Origin of the sequence: Streptomyces scopuliridis (assembly GCF_042790125.1) — a bacterium.
Lineage (GTDB): Bacteria > Actinomycetota > Actinomycetes > Streptomycetales > Streptomycetaceae > Streptomyces > Streptomyces scopuliridis_A.
Genome location: NZ_JBHTZS010000027.1, coordinates 32,899 through 55,625, shown reverse-complemented (window position 1 = coordinate 55,625; position 22,727 = coordinate 32,899). Strand labels below are relative to the sequence as shown.

Annotated in this window: 23 protein-coding genes; 22 read left to right on the top strand and 1 reads right to left on the bottom strand. The window is 69.3% G+C overall.

The window, feature by feature from the left end:
• The first annotated feature begins 50 nt into the window (after window positions 1–50).
• A complete protein-coding gene (locus ACFRKB_RS30530) occupies window positions 51–626 on the top strand; it encodes a TetR/AcrR family transcriptional regulator (RefSeq protein ID WP_383109844.1) in 576 nt (191 codons plus the stop codon).
• A gap of 164 nt (window positions 627–790) precedes the next feature.
• Here ACFRKB_RS30530 and ACFRKB_RS30525 read toward each other — a convergent pair whose 3' ends face one another.
• Entirely contained in the window at window positions 791–1,936 is a 1,146-nt protein-coding gene (locus ACFRKB_RS30525; protein ID WP_383109843.1) for an ROK family transcriptional regulator, read from the bottom strand.
• Between the two features lie 304 nt (window positions 1,937–2,240).
• Between ACFRKB_RS30525 and ACFRKB_RS30520 the strand changes: the two genes are divergently transcribed.
• The 21 genes from ACFRKB_RS30520 to ACFRKB_RS30420 all read left to right on the top strand — a co-directional run bounded on the left by ACFRKB_RS30520 (window position 2,241) and on the right by ACFRKB_RS30420 (window position 22,692).
• The gene (locus ACFRKB_RS30520; RefSeq protein WP_383109842.1) at window positions 2,241–3,386 is read left to right on the top strand and encodes a Gfo/Idh/MocA family protein; all 1,146 of its coding nucleotides are present in this window, start codon (window positions 2,241–2,243) and stop codon (window positions 3,384–3,386) included.
• The gene (locus ACFRKB_RS30515; protein WP_383109841.1) at window positions 3,383–4,333 is read left to right on the top strand and encodes a sugar phosphate isomerase/epimerase family protein; all 951 of its coding nucleotides are present in this window, start codon (window positions 3,383–3,385) and stop codon (window positions 4,331–4,333) included. Before ACFRKB_RS30520 ends, ACFRKB_RS30515 begins: the two co-directional genes overlap by 4 nt.
• Before the next feature lie 43 nt (window positions 4,334–4,376).
• Window positions 4,377–5,486 (top strand): Gfo/Idh/MocA family protein, encoded by a 1,110-nt coding sequence (locus ACFRKB_RS30510; RefSeq protein ID WP_383109840.1) that lies wholly within the window; start codon window positions 4,377–4,379, stop codon window positions 5,484–5,486.
• Window positions 5,487–5,520: 34 nt separating this feature from the next.
• Window positions 5,521–6,414 carry a sugar phosphate isomerase/epimerase family protein gene (locus ACFRKB_RS30505; RefSeq protein ID WP_383109839.1) on the top strand — a complete coding sequence of 298 codons (894 nt, stop codon included), beginning with the start codon at window positions 5,521–5,523 and terminating at the stop codon, window positions 6,412–6,414.
• Window positions 6,415–6,543: 129 nt separating this feature from the next.
• Window positions 6,544–8,052 (top strand): ABC transporter substrate-binding protein, encoded by a 1,509-nt coding sequence (locus tag ACFRKB_RS30500; protein WP_383109838.1) that lies wholly within the window; start codon window positions 6,544–6,546, stop codon window positions 8,050–8,052.
• Between the two features lie 42 nt (window positions 8,053–8,094).
• Window positions 8,095–9,036: an ABC transporter permease gene (locus tag ACFRKB_RS30495; protein ID WP_383109837.1), complete on the top strand. Its 942-nt coding sequence runs from the start codon at window positions 8,095–8,097 to the stop codon at window positions 9,034–9,036.
• Window positions 9,033–10,793, top strand: a complete 1,761-nt coding sequence (locus ACFRKB_RS30490; protein WP_383109836.1) for a dipeptide/oligopeptide/nickel ABC transporter permease/ATP-binding protein — start codon at window positions 9,033–9,035, stop codon at window positions 10,791–10,793. The genes ACFRKB_RS30495 and ACFRKB_RS30490 overlap by 4 nt, the downstream gene beginning before the upstream one ends.
• Complete coding sequence (locus ACFRKB_RS30485) at window positions 10,790–11,641, top strand: ATP-binding cassette domain-containing protein (RefSeq protein WP_383109835.1); 852 nt, start codon at window positions 10,790–10,792, stop codon at window positions 11,639–11,641. Before ACFRKB_RS30490 ends, ACFRKB_RS30485 begins: the two co-directional genes overlap by 4 nt.
• Window positions 11,638–12,093, top strand: coding sequence for a nuclear transport factor 2 family protein (locus ACFRKB_RS30480; RefSeq protein ID WP_383109834.1), 456 nt, complete (start codon window positions 11,638–11,640; stop codon window positions 12,091–12,093). Before ACFRKB_RS30485 ends, ACFRKB_RS30480 begins: the two co-directional genes overlap by 4 nt.
• Window positions 12,090–12,362 (top strand): hypothetical protein, encoded by a 273-nt coding sequence (locus tag ACFRKB_RS30475; protein ID WP_383109833.1) that lies wholly within the window; start codon window positions 12,090–12,092, stop codon window positions 12,360–12,362. Before ACFRKB_RS30480 ends, ACFRKB_RS30475 begins: the two co-directional genes overlap by 4 nt.
• Before the next feature lie 19 nt (window positions 12,363–12,381).
• A complete protein-coding gene (locus ACFRKB_RS30470; RefSeq protein WP_383109832.1) occupies window positions 12,382–12,966 on the top strand; it encodes a response regulator transcription factor in 585 nt (194 codons plus the stop codon).
• Window positions 12,963–14,399, top strand: a complete 1,437-nt coding sequence (locus tag ACFRKB_RS30465; protein WP_383109831.1) for an ATP-binding protein — start codon at window positions 12,963–12,965, stop codon at window positions 14,397–14,399. The genes ACFRKB_RS30470 and ACFRKB_RS30465 overlap by 4 nt, the downstream gene beginning before the upstream one ends.
• Before the next feature lie 69 nt (window positions 14,400–14,468).
• A complete protein-coding gene (locus ACFRKB_RS30460) occupies window positions 14,469–15,713 on the top strand; it encodes a metal-dependent hydrolase family protein (protein WP_383109830.1) in 1,245 nt (414 codons plus the stop codon).
• Between the two features lie 124 nt (window positions 15,714–15,837).
• Complete coding sequence (locus ACFRKB_RS30455; protein ID WP_383109829.1) at window positions 15,838–16,950, top strand: acyl-CoA dehydrogenase family protein; 1,113 nt, start codon at window positions 15,838–15,840, stop codon at window positions 16,948–16,950.
• A gap of 26 nt (window positions 16,951–16,976) precedes the next feature.
• Window positions 16,977–17,345 carry a hypothetical protein gene (locus ACFRKB_RS30450; protein WP_383109828.1) on the top strand — a complete coding sequence of 123 codons (369 nt, stop codon included), beginning with the start codon at window positions 16,977–16,979 and terminating at the stop codon, window positions 17,343–17,345.
• Window positions 17,342–18,601: an aromatic ring-hydroxylating oxygenase subunit alpha gene (locus tag ACFRKB_RS30445; RefSeq protein WP_383109827.1), complete on the top strand. Its 1,260-nt coding sequence runs from the start codon at window positions 17,342–17,344 to the stop codon at window positions 18,599–18,601. The genes ACFRKB_RS30450 and ACFRKB_RS30445 overlap by 4 nt, the downstream gene beginning before the upstream one ends.
• Window positions 18,591–19,115: an aromatic-ring-hydroxylating dioxygenase subunit beta gene (locus ACFRKB_RS30440; protein ID WP_383109826.1), complete on the top strand. Its 525-nt coding sequence runs from the start codon at window positions 18,591–18,593 to the stop codon at window positions 19,113–19,115. Before ACFRKB_RS30445 ends, ACFRKB_RS30440 begins: the two co-directional genes overlap by 11 nt.
• The gene (locus tag ACFRKB_RS30435) at window positions 19,112–19,873 is read left to right on the top strand and encodes an SDR family NAD(P)-dependent oxidoreductase (protein ID WP_383109825.1); all 762 of its coding nucleotides are present in this window, start codon (window positions 19,112–19,114) and stop codon (window positions 19,871–19,873) included. Before ACFRKB_RS30440 ends, ACFRKB_RS30435 begins: the two co-directional genes overlap by 4 nt.
• 40 nt (window positions 19,874–19,913) lie before the next feature.
• Window positions 19,914–20,867, top strand: coding sequence for a PDR/VanB family oxidoreductase (locus tag ACFRKB_RS30430; protein WP_383109824.1), 954 nt, complete (start codon window positions 19,914–19,916; stop codon window positions 20,865–20,867).
• Between the two features lie 92 nt (window positions 20,868–20,959).
• Entirely contained in the window at window positions 20,960–21,475 is a 516-nt protein-coding gene (locus ACFRKB_RS30425; RefSeq protein ID WP_383109823.1) for a flavin reductase, read from the top strand.
• Window positions 21,472–22,692, top strand: a complete 1,221-nt coding sequence (locus ACFRKB_RS30420; RefSeq protein WP_383109822.1) for an amidase — start codon at window positions 21,472–21,474, stop codon at window positions 22,690–22,692. The genes ACFRKB_RS30425 and ACFRKB_RS30420 overlap by 4 nt, the downstream gene beginning before the upstream one ends.
• The last annotated feature ends 35 nt before the right edge of the window (window positions 22,693–22,727 follow it).

Here is a 22,727-nt window from a genome sequence, read left to right as displayed (position 1 = left end):
CCATGGTTCATGTTATTGCAAGTTTCGACACCCGGAGAGCGAGTCCTCCTGTGCCCCAGGCCCGAGCCCTGCGAGCCGACGCGGTCCGCAACCGCAAGAAGATCCTCAATGCCGCCCGCGAACAGATCACGCTGCACGGACCCGACGTCAGCACAGACGAGATTGCTGCCGCCGCCGGCGTGGCCGTGGGCACTCTCTACCGGCACTTCCCCACCAAAACCGACCTAGTCGCCGCCGTCATCGGCGAATACACCAACCACGTCGCCGACGATGTCGAAGCCGCCCGCCAACGCGCTGCAGAAGGCTCCCGTGCCCTCGACGAGATCACCGGCTTCCTCACCCGCGTTGTCGAGGCCACCGCCACCAACCACGCGGTCAAAGCCGCGGCCCGTACCCTCGGTGCCCACCCTGCCGACACTGACGCGGAGGCCCGCGCCGGCACTGCCCTCGCCGACCTCATCCGCGTCGGCCAGAGAGACGGTGACATCCACTCCGATGTCACCGTCGACGACATCTACCTCCTCATCTCCACCGCCCCCACCGACCAGCCCTCCGCCGCCCGCACCCGCTGGCTCACGCTTGTCCTCACAGGCCTCACCACCCACAGCCGCATCACATGCGCATGAACAGCGGTGCGATCTCCGACGTGGGTGAGCCGGCGTCGTTCGTGTGCGGTGGTTCGAGATCGAGTGGCCACTGTCGCCGACCTGACACCATCCGCCGCAGTTCGACCACGTCTGCCAACGGGGGACACGGCATCACGACGTGGAGTCGGCGACAGAAATCCAGATCATGTCGCGCCGACTGCGAGCAGTCGGCCGATGCCAGCAGGACTGAAGACGCCCTGGGCGCCAAGCGCAATGCCGCCATGCAGAGCGGAGTTGGCTTGAGGCCGGGTCGCGGTGATGGTCAGTTTGCGCGTGGCCAGAGGAAGCGCCCGCTGGTACACCGCGGCACGTACGGCGGACACGAGATCGTCGCGCAGTTCGCTCAGAGGTCCGGCCAGCACCACGGTGCGAGGGTTGAACATATGGATCAGCATCGCGACCACCTCGCCGATCTCGGTGGCGGCCTGGCGGACCGCATGCAACGCGGTCGGCTCGCCCTCGGCAATCCGCCGGGCCAGCTCCCTGGCGCCGAACGTCGGGTCCTCATCGGTTGATTCGGGGATGCCCAGACCGCGCAGTACCGCGCGGTGCGAGGCCAGGGCACCGACGCAGCCCACGTTGCCGCAGACGCACAACGTGTTGCCCCCGCCGACGGCTCTGATGTGCCCGATGTCGCCGGCGGCACCGTCCGCGCCACGATAGAGGCCTCCGTCGGCTGTGACGAGTCCCGCGCCAATACCGCTGGAGATCTTGACACACAGCAGCGGGGAGTCCAGCCGTTGCTGGGCAGCCTCGCCCAAGGCCATCAAGTTGACGTCGTTGTCGACGATGACAGAGGTCTCGAAAAGCCGCCTCAGGTGCTCCGCCACCGGGTAACCGTCCCAGCCCGGCATGCCGGTGGGCTGGACAGCGCAGCCATGCTCGAAGTCGACCGGTCCGGGCAGACCCACCACGACCTGGCGCACGCGGACGGGATCGCACCCGTGGTGTTCCAGGAGCGCGCGCAGGCCCTCGGCCACCGTGTCCAGTACCGCACGCGGTCCCGCCTCGATCCGTACAGGCAGCGTTGCTGTGCCGAGGATCCGGCGGGTGAGGTCGGCGATCGCGATCTGTGAGGCGTTGGTGTCGATGTCGGCGACGACCACCGTTCCCGCCTGGGGGCTGATCGTGAGCACCCGTGGAGGGCGCCCCCGCACCGATCTCTTCGACTCACTCTCTTCCAGGATGCCTGTGTCCAGCAGGTGGTCGACCTGCTGCCCCACCGTCGATCGCGCCAGACCGCTCCGGCGGGCGATCTCCGCACGGTTGGTCGCTTCCCCGGAGACCACCAGTCCGAGAACCCGGCGCAGAGCCAGGGGCACAGCCTCGGGCCTTATCGAATCAGCACTGGTGACGTCATCTTTAAGCATTTTCGTGAACTTAATGCCTCCGATTTATAACGTCAAGCAACACATGGCTACTCCAGGTGATTCCCGCTAGGAGCTAGATCAAATGCGATAAACCGGCTTACATTATGCCGCCCTTTAGGCCTTAAAAAAAATTAACTACGCCTCTTGTGTGCGATGGACGAACTAAACGAAGGTGTGGCGCAACGCGGCGTTCATGTCGGGTTTCGGACAACGGAGGTGTGCGGTGAGAGACGTGATGCGGGCCGTGGTGGTGGGGACGGGCATGATCGGCGCCGTGCACGCGACCGCCATCCGCGCCGCCGGAGGCGAGGTGGCCGGAGTGATGGCCTCGACGCCGGCGCGAAGTGCCGAGGTCGCCAAGTCCTGGGGCGTCCCCCGCGGCTACCCGGACCTCACCTCCGCGCTGGACGACGACACGGTGCGGGTCGTCCACGTCTGCACCCCGAACGCCCTGCATGTCCGCCAGGCCGAGGCGGCTCTCGCCGCCGGCAAGCATGTCGTGTGCGAGAAACCCCTCGCCACCTCGGCCGTGGACGCACAACGCCTGACCAGGCTGGCCGAGGAGGCCGGACTGATCCTCGCCGTCCCCTTCGTCTACCGCTACCACCCCCTCGTCCGGGAGATCCGTGAACGGCGGCTGCGTGGCGAGTTCGGGGCCTGGCAGTTGCTGCACGGCAGCTACCTGCAGGACTGGATGCTGTCGGAGAACGCCATGTCCTGGCGCGTCGAGCCGGGCACCGGCGGACGCTCGCGGGCCTTCGCCGACATCGGCTCCCACTGGTGCGACCTCGTGGAATGGGTCGCCGGGGTCCGCTTCACGGAGCTGACCGCCCGGCTCGGCACCACCGTGGCCACCCGCCCGGCCGGCACCGGGACCGCTTTCGGTGCCGCGGGGGACGGTCCCCGGGTCACGGTACGCACCGAGGACGTGGCGACCCTGCTACTGCGCACCGACGAGGGAGTGCTCGGCAGCCTGACGGTCTCCCAAGTATCGGCCGGCCGCAAGAACCGGCTCTGGTTCGAACTCGACGGAGCGTCAGCCTCCGCCGTCTTCGACCAGGAGAACCCCGAAACGGTATGGCTCGGCGCACAAGACGGCGCACGCCTGCTGTTCCGCGACCCGGGCCACGGATCCGCCGAGCAGCGCCGCCTCTCCCGCCTTCCCGCCGGACACCCCCAGGGCTACACCGACTGCTTCACCTCGTTCGTCGCCGACACCTATGCGACCATCCGTGGCGCGGCCCCCGACGGCTTGCCCACCGGAACCGACGGGATCCGCTCCGCCCGGCTCGTCGAGGCGGTGCTGGAGTCAGCGGCCTCCCTCGCCTGGACCAGCGTCTCCCCCGTGCCACAAGAGGTGGCCGCATGACACCCGAAGCCTTTGGAGTCCGCCGTATGAAACTCGGCATGCTCACCGCTTGTCTGCCCCAGCTGTCACTCGCCGAGATCGCCGCATGGGCGGCCGGGGCCGGGTACGAAGCCCTCGAGGTCGCGGCCTGGCCACGCACCGGCGGCCGTGACTTCGAGGCCGCGCACCTCCCGGTGACCAGCTTCGACGCGGCCGTGGCCGACGAGACCCGGACCCTGCTGGAACGGCACGGCCTCACCGTCTCCGCCCTCGCCTACTACGAGAACAACCTCCACCCTGACGCGGGTCGGCGGGCGCAGATCCGCAGCCATCTGAAGGCGGTCGTGGACGCGGCGGCGCTGCTGGGGATCCCGTACGTCGGCACCTTCGTCGGCCGTGACTGGACCCGTCCAGTGGCGGAGAACCTCGCCGAGGCCGAGAAGATTCTTCCCGAACTCGTCGAGTACGCGGGCGAGAGGGACGTTCGGATCATCATCGAAAACTGTGTCATGGAGGGCTGGCACCCTGATGGCTACCCCGGCAACCTCGCCTACTCGCCCGAGCTGTGGGAGTGGATGTTCTCCCTGGGGTTGTATCTCAACTGGGATCCCTCGCACCTGACCTGGATCGGCATCGATCCGGTCACCACGATCGCACCGTACGCCGACCGCATCGTGCACGCTCAGGCCAAGGATGTGCAGATCCAGCCCGGCCGCATCGACCGCTACGGCGTCTTCGGGAAGGCGGTCCGGCGCCAGGACCCCTGGGACACCGGCTGGTGGCGCTACCGCTTGCCGGGCCGCGGCCAGGTCGACTGGAACGCCGTCGTCGACGCCCTCTACGAGAACGGTTTCACCGGCACCCTCTCGGTCGAGCACGAGGACCCCGTGTGGAGCGGCACCGAGGAGAAGGTCAAGACCGGTCTGGAGATCGCTCACCGGACCCTCTCGCCGCTGATCGCCGCCTGACGACAAGCCTCCCCACCACCGCACAACGCCCCTCAGGAGAGTCATGGTTCAGCGAGAAACACGGCACCGCGTCGGGATCCTCGGCGCCGGCAACATCTTCGGCCGGTACGTCGAAGGCATGAGAACCCTCCCCTGTCTCGACGTGGTCCGGGTGGCCGACGTCGACCCCGGCCGCGCCAAGCAGGCGGCACAGGAGTACGGCATCCCCGCGTGGGGCGATGGCGACGACCTCCTCGCCGACGACGGCGTCGACATCGTCGTCAACATCACCCCGCCCCGGTTCCACGCCACGACGGTGATCGCGGCACTGGACGCGGGCAAGCACGTCTACGTCGAGAAGCCGCTCGCCGCCACCGTCGAGGAGGCTCGCAAGGTCCTCGACGCCGCCGAACGTGGCACCGCGCTGCTCGGCTCCGCCCCCGACACGTTCCTCGGCAGCGCCGTGCAGACCGCTCGGCATGCGATCGACCAGGAGCTGATCGGCGAGGTCATCGGCGCCACCGCTTTCGTCCGCTCCAGCCGCGCCGAGACCTGGCACCCGGACCCACGGGCCTTTTACGGACCAGGCGGCGGCCCGGTCCTGGACATGGGCCCGTACTACCTGGCCGCGCTCATCAACTGCCTCGGCCCGGTCGCACAGATCTCCGCTGCCACCCGGGTCGGCGCGCCGACCCGCAGGGTCACCAGCCCCGAGCGGGTGGTGGAGGAGGTCGCCGTCGAGGTCCCCACCCACGCCTCCGCCACGCTGACCTTCGCCTCCGGCGCGATCGGCACCGCCCTGATGAGCTTCGACATCTGGGACACCGAGCTGCCGCGCATCGAGATCTACGGCACCGAGGGCACCCTGGCCCTGCCCAACCCCAACTTCTTTGACGGGGACGTACGCCTCAAGCGCCACCAGGACGAGGAGTGGCAGGTGCTCGCACCTGTCATCAAGCCCTTCGGCGCCGTCGGAACCCCGGAGCAGCACCGGCGTGGCCTGGGAGTCCAGGACCTGGCCGGAGCGATAGGGGGCAAGCCGCTCAGGGTGGGCGCCGGGTTCGCCTTCCACACCCTGGACGTCCTGGAGAGCGTTGAGGCCTCTCAGCGGGAGAACCGATTCATCGCCATCGGGAGCAGCTGCGAGCGCCCCGCCCCGCGCACCGCCTCCTGAACCGAGCACAGCCCACCGAAAGGACCTCACCACCGTGAAGATCAGGCAGGACCGACTCGCCATCAACCCATTGCAGTGGGTCGCGAGCGCCGACGGCTGGATCAACCCCGCACTCGCCCCGTCGCTGGACGACCAGCTCTCCGTCATCCGTGACTCGGGGATCACCGCCCTGCACAGCACCGTCCCCGGCGACCTGACCCCCCGGGCTTATGCCGAGCGGCTCGCCGAGTACGGGATCAGCCCCGCCCCCGGCTATATCCCCGTCCGGCTCAGCGACGACGAACCCGAGCGTCGGACCTTCCGCGACACAGCCGCCCGGGTCGCCGCCGAGCACGTCGCGCTCGGCGTGCCCACCGTCTTCCTGGCCATGGGTATGGCCAAGGACGCCGAACGTGTGGCCCGTCCCGCCGTCGGCCATCTCGCTGACCAGGACCGGCTGGAGAAGGTGCGCGACCTGCTCGCCGAGATCGCCGGGATCATCCGTGCCGAAGGAGTCACCCCCGCCTTCCACCCGCACGTCGGCACCTGGGCGGAGACCGAGGAGGAGACCCGGTTCGTCCTCGACACCGTGGACGCCTCCGTGCTCGCCTTCGGGCCCGATCTCGGCCACCTGGCCTGGGCAGGTGCGGATGCCACGGGACTGGTGCGCGACTACGCGGACCGGGTGGCGAGCGTCCACATCAAGGACCTGGACCTTTCCCTCGCCGCCCAGGCCCGCGCTGCGGGCTGGGACTACCGCAAGACGGTCCTGGCGGGACTGTGGTCAGAGCCCGGCCACGGCAGTGCGGACATCGACGGGTTCGTCAACGCTCTGCCGGATGACTTCGAGGGGTGGCTCATCATCGAGGTCGACCGCGGGGCGCAGCCGACCCCGGAGGAGAGCGTGCGGCTGTGCGGAGAATGGGCCGGCCGGCACGCCCAGCCGTGAGCCGGTTAACCGCGCCCGCGCCCTCGACCGGGACGCGGGGCAGACGAGCGGTGCCGGCCACCCGCGGCCGGAAGCGGGACCCACGGGGGGACGATCAGGAGCCGAAGAAGTGAAACAGATGGAGACAAGATGCGCAAAACAGTGTTGTTCGTGGGAGCCGGACTTCTGACGGTCTCCGTCACGGCCTGTGGTGGCGGCACCGGAACCGCCGCCAAGGACAAGACCCTCAACCTGGCCGAGTCGGTCGCCGCCACGCCGTGGGACCTGGCCAAGGCCAGCATCGGCCCCGAGGCCCAGTACTACCAGCCGGTGTACGACACGCTGATCCGGCTGAACACCAAGGGAGAACCGACTCCCAACCTGGCCACGTCGTGGGCGTACGACACCGCACGGACCACGCTCACGCTGAAACTGCGCAAGGGCGTGAAATTCACCGACGGCACCGCCCTCGACGCGGACGCGGTGGCCAAGAGCCTGCTGCACACCAAGGGCGGCGCCGGTACCGCCGCCGACGAGATCCAGGACATCTCCGGTGTCGAGGCCGTCGACACCGGCACCGTGGCCATCAAGCTCAGCCACCCCACTGCGGCGATCCTGTCCGCGCTCGGGCAGGTATCCGGCATGATCGCCAGCCCCAAGGCTCTCGACAACCCGAAGGTCCCGGTCGGTTCCGGCCCGTACACACTGGACACGTCCGCCACCACCGCCGGCCAGGCCTACACCTACACGCGGAACGCCGACTACTGGAACAGCAAGGCGTTCCCTTACGACACGATCGTCATCAAGTACATCCAGGACCCGACGGCCCGTACCAACGCGCTGCTCTCCGGCCAGATCGATGGCGCCACCCTCAACCTCAACCGGGTCAAGACCGTCAAGGGCCGGGGCCTGAACGTCGCCACCTACCAGCCCGGCGACATCGAGGGCCTTTACATCTGGGACCGCGGCGGCCAGAAGGTCCCCGCCCTGGGCAACCTCAAGGTCCGCCAGGCTCTCAACTACGCGTTCGACAGGAAGGCCATCATCAAGTCCGCCAAGACCGGCCTGGGTACCGCCACCACCCAGCTCTTCGCCAAGGGCGAGGAGGGCTACGACGCCGCGCTGGACGACGCCTACCCCTACGACCCGGCCAAGGCGAAGCAGCTGCTGGCAGAGGCCGGCTACCCGAACGGCTTCTCCGTCACCATCCCCGACCTGTCGTCGATCTTCCCGCAGGAGCAGGCCGCGCTGAACCAGTCCCTGAAGGACATCGGCATCAAGGTCACCGTCGATAACCTGCCCAGCGACCAGCTCTTCAGCAGTCTGATCGCAGGCAAGTACGCCATGTCCTACTTCAAGCTGGGCGCCATCACGGCCTGGGACAAGATCCAGCTCCAACTGCCGAAGAACGCGACCTGGAACCCGCTCAAGTACGACGACCCGAAGGTCGACGAGCTGATCACCCGAATCGGCACCGCGAGCGGTGACCGGCAGACCGAGCTGTTCCAGCAGCTGAACACGTACATCGTCAAGCAGGCGTACAACGCCCCCTGGAACGTCGTCGCCAACGCCTACGCCACGGCCAAGGACGTGAAGGTGACACCGCAGCCGGGCTACCAGTTCCCGCCGATCTACAACTTCGCGCCCGCCCCCCAGTAGGGCCCCGGTCCGTCATCCCTGACGCGGAAGGAGGAACCGACCGTGCTCGTCTTCTTGATCCGGCGCATAGCCGCCGGCGCCGTCCTGGTGGTGGTCGTCGCCACCGCGACATTCCTGCTGCTCAACCTCACCGGTACCGACGTCGCCCGCAACGTCCTGGGCGAGACCGCGTCACAGGCCGCGGTGACCGCCAAGACCCATGAACTCGGACTCGACCAGTCCCTGGCGGAGCGCTACGGGCACTGGGCGGAACAAGCCCTGCAGGGAAACCTGGGAAGCTCCTGGTTCACCGGCGACGCGGTCAACCAGTCCCTGGTGGACACGCTGCCCGTCACCCTGTCCGTCGTGCTCGCCGGCCTGCTGCTCGCCGCGGTCCTCAGCGTCGCGCTCGGCACGGCTGCGGCGCTGCGCGGCGGCTGGGTGGACCGGTGCGTGCAGTTCGCCGCCGTGCTGGGCACCGCGGTGCCCAGCTTCCTGATCGCCCTCATCCTCGCGGTCACCCTGGCGGTCCGGCTGGGCTGGCTGCCCGCCACCGGCTACGTCGCCCTTGGTGCCTCGGGCACGGACTGGTTGCGCTCCATCACGCTGCCCGCCGTCTCACTCGCCGTCGGTGCCACCGCGGCGACCGCGATGCAAGTGCGCGGCGCCATGGTCGACGTCCTGCGCGCGGACTTCGTACGGACCCTGCGCAGCCGGGGCCTGAGCACCCGCAGCGTCGTCCTGCGGCACGCGCTGCGCAACGCCGCACCGCCCGCCTTGACCGTGCTCGCCCTCCAGTTCATCGGGCTGATCGGTGGTGCCGTCGTCGTGGAGAAGGTCTTCGGCCTTCCCGGCATCGGCACCCTCGCGAACTCGGCCGCCACCCGGGGGGACGCACCCGTTCTCCTCGGCACCGTGGTGGTCACCGTCGTCATCGTCGTCGCCGTCAATCTGCTGCTCGACATCGCGTACGGCTGGCTCAACCCCAAGGTGCGTGTCTCATGACCTCAGCGGAGTCCGCCGTCCCGTCCCCCGCGGTGCCCCGGCGGGACGGCCTGCTACGCCGCACGCTGCGCGATCCCGTGGCCATCGTCTGTCTGGTGGTCCTCGGCGTCGTGATCGCCGCAAGCCTCGCTGCCCCCCTGCTCATCAACTACGCGCCCGACCACAGCAACCTGTCGGACACCCTCGCTCCACTGTCCACGGCCCACCCACTCGGCGGCGACGGCGTCGGCCGGGATGTCCTCGCTCGTCTTCTGTATGGCGGGCGCACCAGCATTTCCGGCGGCGCGCTCGCTGTGCTCGTCGCCTTCGCGATCGGCGCGCCCCTCGGCCTGATCGCCGGGTTCTACCGGGGCTGGTTCGACGCGGCGGCCAACTGGGCCGTCAACATCATCATGGCCGTACCCGCGATCATCGTGATGCTCGTCGTGATGGCGGCGATCTCGCAGGACCTCAACGTCGCCATGATCGTCCTCGGCGTCATCATGGCCCCGATGGTCTTCCGCCTCATCCGGGCCTCGGCCCTCGCCGTCCGCGAAGAGCTGTATGTCGATGCCGCCCGGGTCTCCGGGCTCGGTGACCCGAGGATCATGCGTCGGCATGTCCTGCCCGTGGTGATCGCGCCGTCCGTGATCCAGGCGACCCAGGTGTTCGCCGTGGCGATCGGCATCCAGGCGGGCCTGGCCTTCCTCGGCCTCGGCAAGGCCTCCCAGTCCAGCTGGGGCGCGATGCTGAACGACGCCTTCACCAATATCTACAACGCCCCCCTGCTGCTGGTGTGGCCCGGTGTCGTGATGGGCCTCACCATCCTGGCCGCCAGCCTCCTCGGCAACGCCGTACGCGACGCGTTGGGCACGGCCCCGCCCCGCGTGGTGCGGCGCCGCAGGGCCGTAAGGTCCGACAGCACCGTCGCCTCCGACCACGTACCCGACGATCGTCTGCTCACGATCTCCGGCCTACGGGTCGCCTACGGGGAGAAGAGAGTCGTCGACGGCGTCGACCTCACGCTTGCCCGGGGAGAGGTTCTCGGCCTGGTGGGCGAGTCGGGTTCCGGCAAGAGCCAGACCGCGTTCTCGGTGCTCGGACTGCTGCCGAACGAGGCCGAGGTAACAGCCGACCAGCTTGTCTTCGACGGTCGGCACCTGCTCGGGCTCGACCTCGCCGACCTCAACGCGCTGCGCGGCCGTGGCATCGGCTACATCCCCCAAGAACCTATGTCCAACCTCGATCCTTGCTTCCGTATCGGCTTCCAGTTGGTGGAGCCCATGCGCAAGCATCTGGGACTGTCCCGGGCCCAGGCCCGCGCCAGGGCGATCGAACTTCTCGCCCGGGTGGGTATCTCCGATCCGGAGCGAGTCTTCCGGTCCTACCCGCACCAGGTGTCCGGCGGCATGGCCCAGCGCGTCCTGATCGCCGGCGCGGTCTCCTGCGACCCGCAGCTGCTGATCGCCGACGAGCCCACCACCGCGCTCGACGTGACCGTGCAGGCCGAGGTACTTGATCTGATGCGCTCGCTCCGGGAGGAACGGCAGGCGGGCATGATCCTCGTCACCCACGACTTCGGTGTGGTGGCCGACATATGCGACCGGGTCGCGGTGATGCAGAGGGGCCGCATCGTCGAGACCGCTACGGTCCGCCGGATCTTCGACGAACCCGCCCACGACTACACCCGGATGCTGCTGGGTTCCACGCTCGAGGGCGGCCCCGCCCGCGGTGCCCTGCGTCTTCCCGACCAACCCCTCAAGGAGGTGACGTCATGACCCCTCCCGAAGGTGACGTCATGCCCGCTCCCCTGCTCGAACTCGACGACGTCGTCGTGGAGTACCCGGGCAAGGGACGGCGCCAGAAGCCGTTCCGCGTCCTGCACGGTGTCTCCCTGTCCATCGCCCCCGGCGAAACCCTCGGCCTGGTCGGCGAGTCCGGCTCCGGCAAGACCACACTGGGCCGGGCCGTCCTCGGCCTCGCCCCCGTGACCTCCGGCGAGATCCGCTACGCGGGACGGCCGGTCTCCGGGCTGGGCAAGCGGGAACGCAGGGCTCTCAGCAAGGACATCCAGGTCGTCTTTCAGGACCCCTTCACCTCTCTCAACCCGGCGATGACGGTCATGGACATCCTCACCGAACCGCTGCTGGTGACCGGCGTCGCCCGCGCCGACGCCGAACGCCGGGTGCAAAAACTCCTCGACCACGTGTACCTCCCCCAGGACGCCGCCCACCGGCTGCCCCGGGAGTTCTCCGGCGGCCAGCGCCAGCGCATCGCCATCGCCCGTGCCCTGTGCCGCAATCCCCGGCTGATCGTCTGCGACGAACCGGTCAGCGCGCTGGACCTCACCACCCAGGCCCGCGTCCTCGACCTCTTCATCGAGATCCAGGAGGCGACGGGCGTGGCGTATCTCTTCGTCACCCACGACCTGTCGGTGGTGCGTCACATCAGCCATCGAGTGGCCGTCCTGTACCGGGGTGACATCGTGGAGACGGGCGACGCCACACAGGTCACCGAGCGCCCGGAGCACCCCTACACCCAGCGGCTGCTGCTCGCGGCGCCCGTGCCCGATCCCGAGCGGCAGGCGCAGCGGCGGGCCGAGCGACTGCGGCTGGCCGCGTCGTGACCGCGGAGGTCGTCGCGACCCTCACCCGCTACCTCGCCCTGTGCGACGTACCCGCCGGAGCCGCCGGCCCGCCCACGGACCTCTCGGCCCTCGGGGACCTGTTCACCGAGGATGCCGTCTGGGAGGGCGGCGGCAGCGATTACGCCGCGAAGTTCGGCCGCACCGAGGGCAGGGCGGCGATCGTCACGATGCTCGCCGGGTATCTCCCGCCCAGCCCTCACTTCAGGGCCAACGTCCACCTCCTCTTCCCTGGCACGGCCCATGCCGACGCCGACGGCTCGTCAGCGCACGGCAGCTGGCTGATGCAGCAGCTCTCGCGCTACGACAGCGGGCAGACCGAGGTCATGGTGGCCCGGCTCGACGTGTCCTTCCGGCTGGCCCCGGACCGGCCCCGTATGTCCGCGTTCCGCACCGAACGACTCTTCAGCGCACCCCTGAGGGAGGGACCATGACCACGCGGACACACGCCCGTACGATGCTGCTGACCTGTTACGCCGACACGCACGACTACGGCTGGCACCACGTGGACCTGTTCACCCGCGATAGCACTGGCCGAGAGGTGAACTGGGTCCACTGGACCGTGGACGAGGACGGCCCCAGCGGCGCTGACGCGGCCACCGCCCGCGTCGAGCCCACCCTGCGACGCACCACCGACTGGCAGCACGGCGTCAGCGCCGACGGCAGCGAGTACTGGACCGCGCAGGCCGCCTGGGGCGACTGAGATGTGCCTCGTCTACATCGTGGACGACGACGAGGAGCTGAGTGAATCCCTGGCCTGGCTCCTCGGATCGGTCGGCATCCGCTCGCAGCGCTTCCACGACGCCCGTGCCTTCCTGAGCACCTACGACCGGTCCCGGCCTGCCTGCGTCGTCCTCGACGTGCGCATGCCGGAGATGAGCGGCTTCGGTGTCCAGGACCTGCTGAACGAGGCCGGGGCGCCGCTGTCCGTCGTGTTCGTCTCGGCCCACGGGGACATCCGCATGTCGGTGCGCGCGATGCGCAACGGGGCCGTCGACTTCCTGGAAAAGCCGTACGAGCCGCAGCACCTGCTCGACGTCGTGCAGGCGGCACGGCGCACGGCGTGCGATCGCTTCGCCCTTCATGCCCGCCACACCGAACTGCGCGCCAGGCTCGGCGATCTGACGGCCCGGGAACGGGAAGTGCTCGACCTGTCGGTGGAGGGGGTCGCCAACAAGCAGATTGCCGGGCGCCTGGGAATCAGTACCAAGACCGTGGACGTGCACCGGGCCCGCATCCGGGAGAAGACGGGGGCCGAGAGCATGGCGGCCCTCGTCCGCGACGTACTGCGGTTGGAGGGCGCGTGACGGACCACGCTCCGGTGCCGGAGGACTTCCGCGAGCTCATGGATGCCCTGAAGCACTGCGTCCTGGTGCATGACGCCCGCACTTTCGACATCCTCTGGGCCAACCGGGCCGCCTGCGACCTGCTCGGCTGGTCCGTCGACGAGCTGCGGCCGCTCAAGGCACCCGACATGAGCAAAAACGCCCGCCAGTACACCCGCGAACTCGGTCACCACTGGCTCGGCCGCGCCGTGGCGCACGGCACCAGCGCCACCGAGTGGTGCTACCGGTCGAGAACGGGCGAGGAGATCCTCACCGAAGCGATCGCCGTCCGCGTCGAACTCACCGGACGCACGGCGGTGATGGCCCAGTTCCGGGACATCGCCGAGGAGAAGGCGGTCCGCCGCGATCTGTTCCGCACCGAACACCGGCTGCACACGTTCCTCTCCAATCTCGCCGAGGGCATCGTCGTCCTCGACGACACCGACCGTGTCGTCTTCGCCAGCGAGTCCGCCCTGCGCCACCTCGGCAAGGGGCTGGACGGCGCGGACTTCGTCGCATACTGCTGCGGCGAGCCGGTGCCCGTACAAGAGGGCCGCTACCGGTTCGCCGCGCCGGGCGCCGAACCCCACTGGTACGCCACCACCTGCCAGCGCATCGAGATCGAGAGCGACCTGCACGGCCGCATGCTGCTCTTCCACGACGTCACCGACCGCGTCCACGCCGAAGAACGGCACCGCCGCGACACCCAGCACCTGGACCACCTCGCCCGGTACAACGCGATGGGTGACATGGCGATGGCCATCGCCCACGAGGTCAGCCAGCCCCTCGCGGCCGCCTACAACTTTGTCGAAGGCACCCGCGGCCTGCTCGGCACGGAGGACGCATCGGTGGCCTGGGGCCTGGACAACGCCGTCCGGCAGATCGAGCGGGCCCGTCGCATCCTGGGCAGCCTGCGCCACTACGTGGGTCGGCTGGAGCAGTCGGAACAGCTCACCGACCTCAACGGCATCGTCCGCGACTGCGCCTACTTCATCGAACTGCGCGCCCAGGAACACGGCGTCGCGCTCACCTTCGACCTCACCCCTGAGCCGCTCCCGGTGCGGTGCGAGAACGTGCTGATCGGACAGGTCGTCATGAACCTCGCCTTCAACGCGATCGACGAGATGGCCCACATGCCGCGCAGCGCGGGGGCGGTCGAGATCACCACCCGGCTCGACAGGAGAGGACCGGCAGCCGTACTGGATGTGCGTGACCAGGGGCACCGGCCGGCCCCCGACGACCGCGTCTTCGACGGAGTGTTCAGCTCCAAGGAGAACGGCAGCGGGATCGGCCTCGCCCTCAGCCACCGCATCATCACCCGCCACAGCGGCCGGATCGGCGTCCGTCCGAACGGGCCGCGCGGCGCCGTCTTCGGCTTCTCACTGCCGCTCAGCCGCCCGACACCACCGCCCTGATCGACCAGCCGGACGGCCACGCCCCCGTCGAGGCCGCCTCCGCGCCCACGTGTTCCGAACGGAGATGGGATGACCACCCGCTACCACAACACCGTACTCATTGACGGCACTGGAGCAGCACCTGTGCTCGACGCGGTCCTCGACGTCGACGACGGGTTGATCGCCTACGCCGGTCCGGCGGCCACCGCCCCACCGCTCGCGTCAGCTTCTCATGCGCCCGCGTCCGCCACGGGGTCGGCGACAGCCGTCGACCTGGGCGGACGTACTCTCCTGCCCGGCTTCTTCGACTGCCACGCGCACCTGTGCATGACTCCCCGGCGGGCGCTGTTCGCCGGACTCACCGCCGACCCCACGGTGGAGACCTTCGAGATCGCCGCCCGGCTGCGCGCCACCTTGCACGCCGGCGTCACTTCGCTGCGCGACCTCGGCGGCATCCCCGCGGGCTACCGGAGCGCGATCGAGGGCGGACTGATCGAGGGGCCCCGTCTGCAGGTCGCAGTCAAGGTGATCAGTCACACCGGCGGTCACGCCGACTGTTCCCTGCCCAGCGGCATCGATGCCGCCTCCCACCTCGGCGAGATCGCCGACACCCCCGACGAGGCCCGGATCGCGGCCCGCAGAATGCTGCGGGCGGGTGCGGACGTGGTCAAGGTCTGCGCCACCGGCGGCATGGGCAGCCCGCACGACGACCCCGACGACGAGGGCCTGACCGTCGAGGAACTGCGGGCCGTCGTCGACGAGGCGGCCCGGCACCGGGGAAAGCCCGTGGCGGTGCACGCGCAGGGTACCGCCGGCATCCGCAACGCCCTGCACGCCGGGGTCGCCAGCGTGGAACACGGTTACGGAATGACCGACGAATTGTGTGATCTGGCCCTGGAGAAGGGCACTTTCCTCGTCCCGACTCTCTCCACCGTATTCACGCCGCTCGATCCGGCCACGATGACCGAGTACCACTTCCAGAAGAAGAACAGATGGGCGGGAATCAGCAAGGAGAACATCGCACACGCCATCGCGAGAGGGGTTCCCATCGCGCTGGGTACGGACGCCGGCGTCGTCCCGCACGCCCGCAATCTGCTCGAACTCGGCCATCTCGTCGGTCTGGGCATGTCCCCGCTTGCCTCCATCACCGCGGGCACACTGAACGCCGCCCGCCTGCTCGGCGTCGACGACCGGCTCGGCTCCCTGGAGGCAGGCAAGACGGCCGATTTCGTGGTTGTGGACGGCGACCCGCTTCAGGACATCGGCGCGCTCGGCCGCCCCGACGCCATCGTGTTCGTCGCCCAGGGCGGAGTGGAGCGCAAGAACCTCCTGTAGGAGTACGGGCGTAGGGATTTTCCCCTACTCTCCGGGGTCAATTCCCAATGGCGGGATCCTGATAACCGCGAATACCGTGATGGTACAGGCGGTGAAAGAAACCCGGCAGGGAGGAGAATCCCGCATGGAGAATTTCGAGAACATGCTGGAGACGGTGGCCGCACGACGTTCCGAATTCGAGGAGAAGAGGCACGTACCACCCGATGTAGTAGCCGAGTTCAAGCGGGCCGGGATATACCGCGCGGGTGTTCCGCAGCGCTTCGGCGGCGACGCCCTGCCGCCCGCCGAGTTCCTCGGACTCGTCGAGCGGGTCGCGGCAGTGGACGGCTCGGCCGGCTGGGTCGCCAGCTTCGGCTCCTCCGCCGTCTACCTCGCCGCACTCCCCCTGAAAACGCAGGCCGAACTCTACGCGGACGGACCCGATGTGGCCTTCGCCGGAGGGCTGTTCCCGGTGCGGCCCGCCGAACACACGGAGAACGGCTACCGCGTCAGCGGCCGCTGGAGGTTCGCCAGCGGCTGCAAGGGCGCCGACGTTCTGGGCGTCGGCGTCAGGGCGAGCGGGGACCAGGCCGCGGGACGGCCCCTGACAGCAGTCCTGCGGCCTGCCCAGGTGGAGATCGTGGAGAACTGGGATGTCGTCGGCATGCGCGGCACCGGCAGCCACGACCTGGTGGTCGACTCCGTTGTGGTACCTGAGGAGTGGACCTTCGTCCGCGGCGGCACCCCCACCGTCGACGAACCGCTGTACCGCTACCCGGCCGTGCCGTACGCGGCGCAGGTGCTGGCCGTGGTCGGTCTCGGTGTCGCCCGCGCCGCCCTCGACCATGTCACCGCCCAGGGCGGGCGCTCCGGCTACACCGGCGCGCCCAAGCCCGCCGAACGTGCCACCTACCGCATCTCGGTGGGCCAGGCGGAGGCGCAGCTCCGCTCCGCCCGCGCCTTCTTCTACGAGGCCACCGAGGACGCCTGGACCACCGTCGAGGCCGGCGACCCCGTGAGCCCCGGGCAGGCCAGCCTGCTGCGTCTTGCCTCCGCTCACCTCGCCAAGACGTCCTTCGAAGTCGTACGGGTGGCCTACCAGCTGGGCGGCATCGGCGCCATCGGGACGGGCACCCCGCTCGAACGCCACCTGCGCGACGCCTCGGTCGTACCGCAGCACGCCTTCCTCCAGGAGGGCATGTACGACGGTGCCGGCGCGGTGCTGACCGGCGTCCAGCCCTTCCCCGGCTACCTCTGACCGAACCGACAGACGGGATCCCCCTCATGTCCGACACCGCCACCTCGCCCTTGCGCGTGCTGTTCTGCATAGGCGTCAACCAGAACTTCTTCGATCTGCCCACCGGTCAGGGCAAGACGGTCTGGGACGGCTTCACCACCATGCTGGCCCAGCTCTACGAACTGCCCGGCGTCAGCGTGCTCGGCACCATCGACGACGATCAGCACATGGTCGGTCCCTCCGATTCGTGGCCGTGGACCTGTTACGTCCTCGCCGATGTCACCGACCAGGCCACGGTCGCCGCCGTCTGCAACCTGTTTCGCACCGTTCAGGTCGGCGAACACGGACTGTGGCGCTACATGAAGATCGAGGCGCGCGTCGGCCGCCCTCTGCCTGAACCGGAGGCAACCCGATGAGCCAAGATCTCTCCTCCCTCGTCGAATCCGACCGCGTCGCGGGCACCCTCTACACCGACCCGGCTCTCTTCGAACAGGAGATGGACCGGATCTTCCACCGCACCTGGGTGTGGGTGGCCCACGAGAGCGAGATCGCCAAGGCCGGAGACTTCAAGATGGCCTGGGTGGGCCGCCGCCCGGTCATCGTCAGCCGTGACCGGCGCGGTGGGATCAACGTTCTCCTCAATCGCTGCCGCCACCGCGGCGCCAGCGTCTGCGAGACCCCGAAGGGCAACGGCAACGGCTTCACCTGCCCGTACCACGCCTGGTCTTACGCTCTCGACGGCACGCTGCGCGGCATCCCGTACCCGGAGGGCTACGAGGACGTCGTCGAGAAGAAGGATCTCCCGCTCCAGCGCCTCAAGGTCGGCACGTACGCGGGCATGATCTTCGCCAGTTTCAGCGACGGCATCGAACCGCTGGAGGACTTCCTCGGCGGAGCGCGGCTGTGGATCGACCGCTTCATGAAGCAGGGCGCGGGCTACCCGATCAAGGTGCAGGGCGAGCACAGGTTCCGGTTCCGGGGCAACTGGAAGATCCAGCTGGAGAACACCACCGACTGGTACCACTTCCCGATCGTGCACCGTTCCTGGATGTCCTCGGTCGACGCCGAGACCGCGAGCATGTTGTCGATCATGACCGATGAGACCGCGGTCACCCACGCCCTCGGCAACGGCCACAGCGTGTCCGTCTCCGTCGCCGACCATGCCGACCTCGACGTCGACGACGGTGCCGAGAAGCTCCAGGACCGCTTCAGCCACATCGTCGAGGAACTGTCCAAGGACATGCCGCCGGAGAAGGTGCGGCGCATTGTCCGCTCACTGCACGGCGCCGGGTTCAACCTGAATCTCTTCCCGAACGTCGCGATGTCGATGGCCTTCTTCCGCGTCCTGCAACCGATTTCGGTGGCCGAGACCGAGATCCGGCACGTCGCCCTCGGCCTCGACGGTGGCCCGGAGACCGTCAATCGTGAACGGCTGCGCATCCACGAGCACTTCCAGGGCCCCTTCGGTTTCGGCAGCCCTGACGACGCCGAGGCCTGGAACCGCGTCCAGCGCGGCGTGACCGGCGGTGTGGACATGCCGATCCTCGTCAACCGCGGACTCGGCCGCGAGAAGCCGAACGACCTGGGCCAGGCCACCTCCCACGCGACCGACGAGACCGGCATGCGCGAGGCGTACGCCATGTGGAAGAGGATGATGAACGATGTCAACTGACGCCCCCAGCAGGGCGGTCGCGGCGGCGGACCTTCCGCTCGACGACCCCCGTGCCCTGGCCGCGATCTCCCTCATCTGGCGCGAGGCCCACCTCCTGGATGCCCGCCGCTACCAGGAATGGGACCGGCTGTGGGCCGAGGGAGGGGAGTACGTGGTCCCGATCGACCGCGAGGCGGGCGACTTCGCCTCCCGTCTCAACCTCATGTACGACGACGACCGTATGCGCCGTATGCGCGTCGAGCGCCTCACCGGTGGATTCTCCATCTCCGCGACCGCGGCGGCCCGGACCGTCCGCTCGGTCTCCCGGTTCGTAGTGACCGGACGCGAGGAGGATACGGTCGAGATCTGCTCGGCACAGATCCTGGCCGGCCACAAGCGCGGGGAGACGTTCGTCCTCGCCGCCGACGTCACCCACCGCATCGTCTTCGAGGCCGATGGCCCGCGCATCCTCCGGAAGATCGTTCAGCTGGTCAACTCGGAGGAAGCCGTCACGGCGTCGGGGTTTCTGCTGTGAGCCGGCCCGAGGAGGACACCCGCCGCGTCGCCTTGGTGACCGGCGCGGCCCGGGGCCTCGGCGCCCACATCGCCGCACGGCTGTACGACCACGGCTATCGCGTGGCCCTCACCGACCTCGACCAACAGGCCGCGGCCGAGGCGGCGGCGCGCCTCGACCCGGAGGGACACCGCACCGTCGGACTCGCCCTGGATGTCCGTGACAAGAGCGCCTTCGACACCGTCCTCGACCGGCTGGTCCAGCGCTGGGGCGCCGTGCACGTCCTGGTCAACAACGCCGGCCGCTCCAAGGTGGAGGCGCTGATGGAGATCAGCCCGGACAGCTTCGACGCCGTGGTGTCGACCAACCTCAACGGCACGTTCTTCGGCTGCCAGGTCTTCGGCTCCTACTTCGCCGAGCGCGGCGACGGACGCATCGTCAACATCGCTTCGCTGGCCGGACAGAACGGAGGGACGGCCACCGGCGCCCACTATGCGGCGGCCAAAGGCGGAGTCGCGACCCTGACGAAGGTGTTCGCCCGGGAACTCGGCCCGCGTGGAGTAACGGTCAACGCCATCTCCCCCGGACCGCAGGACCTGCCGGTGGTTCGCGAGATGGTGGCCGCCGAGCAGCTCGCGCGGATCGAGTCCTCGATTCCCGTCCGTCGGCTCGGCCGACCCGACTTCGTGGCCGACATGGCCGTCCTGCTCGCCGCCGAGCACGCTGACGCGGTCACCGGAGCCTGCTGGGACGCCAACGGCGGCCTGTACATGCGCTGACAGCGCCGTCAGCCCCACCTGCGACCGCGAAGGCGGACGGATGTTCACTGTCACCGTCACCGAGAACGTCGAGGAAACCGACACCATCAATGTCCTGCGGCTCGTCCGCACAGACGAGGAGAGGCTCCCCGCCTACCCTGCGGGCGCGCACGTCGATGTGACCGGGCCCACCGGGGTCACCCGGCCGTACTCGCTGTGCGGACCGCCCGACGACACCGGTGCGTACACCATCGCCGTCAAACGCGAGGAGGACTCGCGCGGCGGCTCGGTGGCCCTGCACGAGAAGGCGGCACCGGGCACGGAGCTGACCGTCGGCGCGCCCCGCCAGCTGTTCGGCCTCGCCCACGACGCGGCGATGCACCACCTGGTGGCCGCCGGGATCGGCATCACCCCCCTGCTGGCGATGGCCTACGAGCTGCACGCGGCCGGGGCCGAGTTCCGGCTGTACTACGTGGCCCGCAGCCGGGCCCAGGCGGCCTTCGCCGGCCTGCTGGAGCGCTGCTCCTTCGCCGACCGGGTCCGCTTCCACTTCGGCCTGCGGCGCGAGGCCACCACCGCTGCTCTGACCACCGAACTGGCGGACGCGGGCCCGCGGACCCATGTCTATACGTGTGGCCCCCTGGGCTTCATGGACGAGATCACGGCCTTGGCTGCTCGCACGGTTGCCGAAGAGCGCATCCACCGTGAGCTGTTCCAGGCCGGTGATGTGCCGGACGCCGGTCCCGCGCGCGGTTTCGAGGTCCAGCTGGACACCGGTGAGGTGTACACGGTCCCGCCGGACCGGAGTATCGCCGAGGTGCTGGAGGCCAACGGCGTTCCGCTCGACACCTCGTGCCGCGAGGGCATCTGCGGGACCTGCGTGCTGCGCGTCCTGGACGGCGAGCCCGATCACCGGGACCACTGCCTGTCCGCGAAAGAGAAGGCGGCCGGAGACCAGATCGCCGCCTGTGTGTCACGAGCGAAGTCGCCGCGTCTGGTCGTGGAGCTGTGGTGAGCGGCCCCCGTGCCACTGACTCTCCGGACGACGTCGGCACACCGACAGTTCCGAGCATTCCGACGTACGAACACAACAGGAAGGGTGACGCCGTGCCCCCCAGCAGCACCGACTTCCGGGAGGCGATGGCTCACCTCCCGGCCGCCGTCAACATCCTGACCACCGACGGACCGAGCGGACGTTGCGGCATCACCCTCAGCGCCGTGTGCTCGGTGACCGACGACCCACCGACCGTCCTGGTGTGCGTCAACCAGGGCAGCGCGATGCACGACGTCTTCAGGGCCAACGGGCGTGTGGGCCTGAACGTCCTCGGCGGTGACCAGCAGGAACTGGCCCTGCACTTCGCCGGAGCCACCAAGGTGGCCATGGCCGAACGCTTCACCTGGGACATCTGGGACCGTACTCAGGATGTTCCCGTCCTCAAGGACGCCTTGGTCACGGCGGTCGGCACCATCAAGCACACCGTCCCCATGGGCTCGCACAGCGTGCTCTTCGTCGACATCGAACAGATACGCACCTGCTCCGGCGGCCAGAGCCTCGTCTACTTCAACAGGGAGTTCCACCGGCTCGACGCCGCCCCCCTCGTCCCGGAAGGCTCCGCGTCATGACGGCCCAACGCGCGGCTGCCGTGGCTCAGGCGCTGCGCCGGCTGGAGCTGACCGAGCCCGGTCTGCGGGCCTGGGTCCGCGTCGACGCCGATCGCGCCCGGGCGCGGGCCGAGCGGGCACCGGACGGGCCGCTGTGCGGGGTACCGTTCGGCGTCAAGGACATCATCGACGTCGCCGGCCTGCCCACGGAGTGCGGCTCGCCGCTGCGCCGTGGCCGGATCGCCGAGGCCGACGCCTGGCTGGTCCAACGGCTGCGCGCGGCCGGGGCCGTTCCTCTCGGCAAGACCGTGACCACCGAGTTCGCCTACTTCCATCCCGGCCCCACCCACAATCCGCACCAGCCGGAGCACACGCCGGGCGGTTCCTCCAGTGGCTCGGCCGCCGCCGTCGCGGCGGGGGTGGTGCCGCTCGCGCTGGGCTCGCAGACCGCGGGTTCCCTGACCCGGCCCGCGTCGTTCTGCGGTGTCGCCGGATACGTCCCCGCGACAGGCGCCTGGCCGATGGCGGGCTTCACCGGACTGAGCCCGACCCTGGATGCTCCGGGGCTACTCGCAGCCGGTACCAGCACTCTGGCCACGGCGGTCGAGGCCGTCGACAACACCCGGGCCGAACGGCCGGGGTCGATCAGAGTGCTGCTGTGGCCTGGTACCGAACTGACCGATATCGACCCCGCGATGCTCGCCGCCCTGGAGCACGCCGGCCAGGCCCTCGTGAAGGCCGGCGCGCGGACGGCGGGACCGGCCCTCCCCGTCAGTACGACGGAACTCGCGCATACACACGCGGTCGTCATGGCCTACGAAGCCGCCCGCGCACTCGACGTGGAGGCACAGCGGCCCGAATCCCTGAGCGCCCCCCTCAACGAACTTCTGGCCCGCGGACGCGACACCTCGACAGCCGACTACGAGGCCGCCCTTGCCGTCAGGGCCGTCTCCCGTGCCAAAGTCCTCGCGCTGCTGCGTGACGATGCCGACGTGATCCTCGGCCCGGCCGCCCCGGGTCCTGCACCCCGCGGGTTGGACGCCACAGGAACACCGGTCCTGAGCCGTCCCTGGCAGTTGCTCGGACTGCCCGTGGCAACCGTCCCCGGCCACCGCGACCCCAACGGCCTGCCCCTGGGCCTCCAGCTGATCGGACACCCCGACCGCGCGGGCCTCCTACTCGGCATTGCCCGGCACATGGAGGCACTCATCCACGACAGCGCCGAGAGCCACTGGTGAACCCCGCCGATCCCAAGGCGTTCCTTTGCCTCATC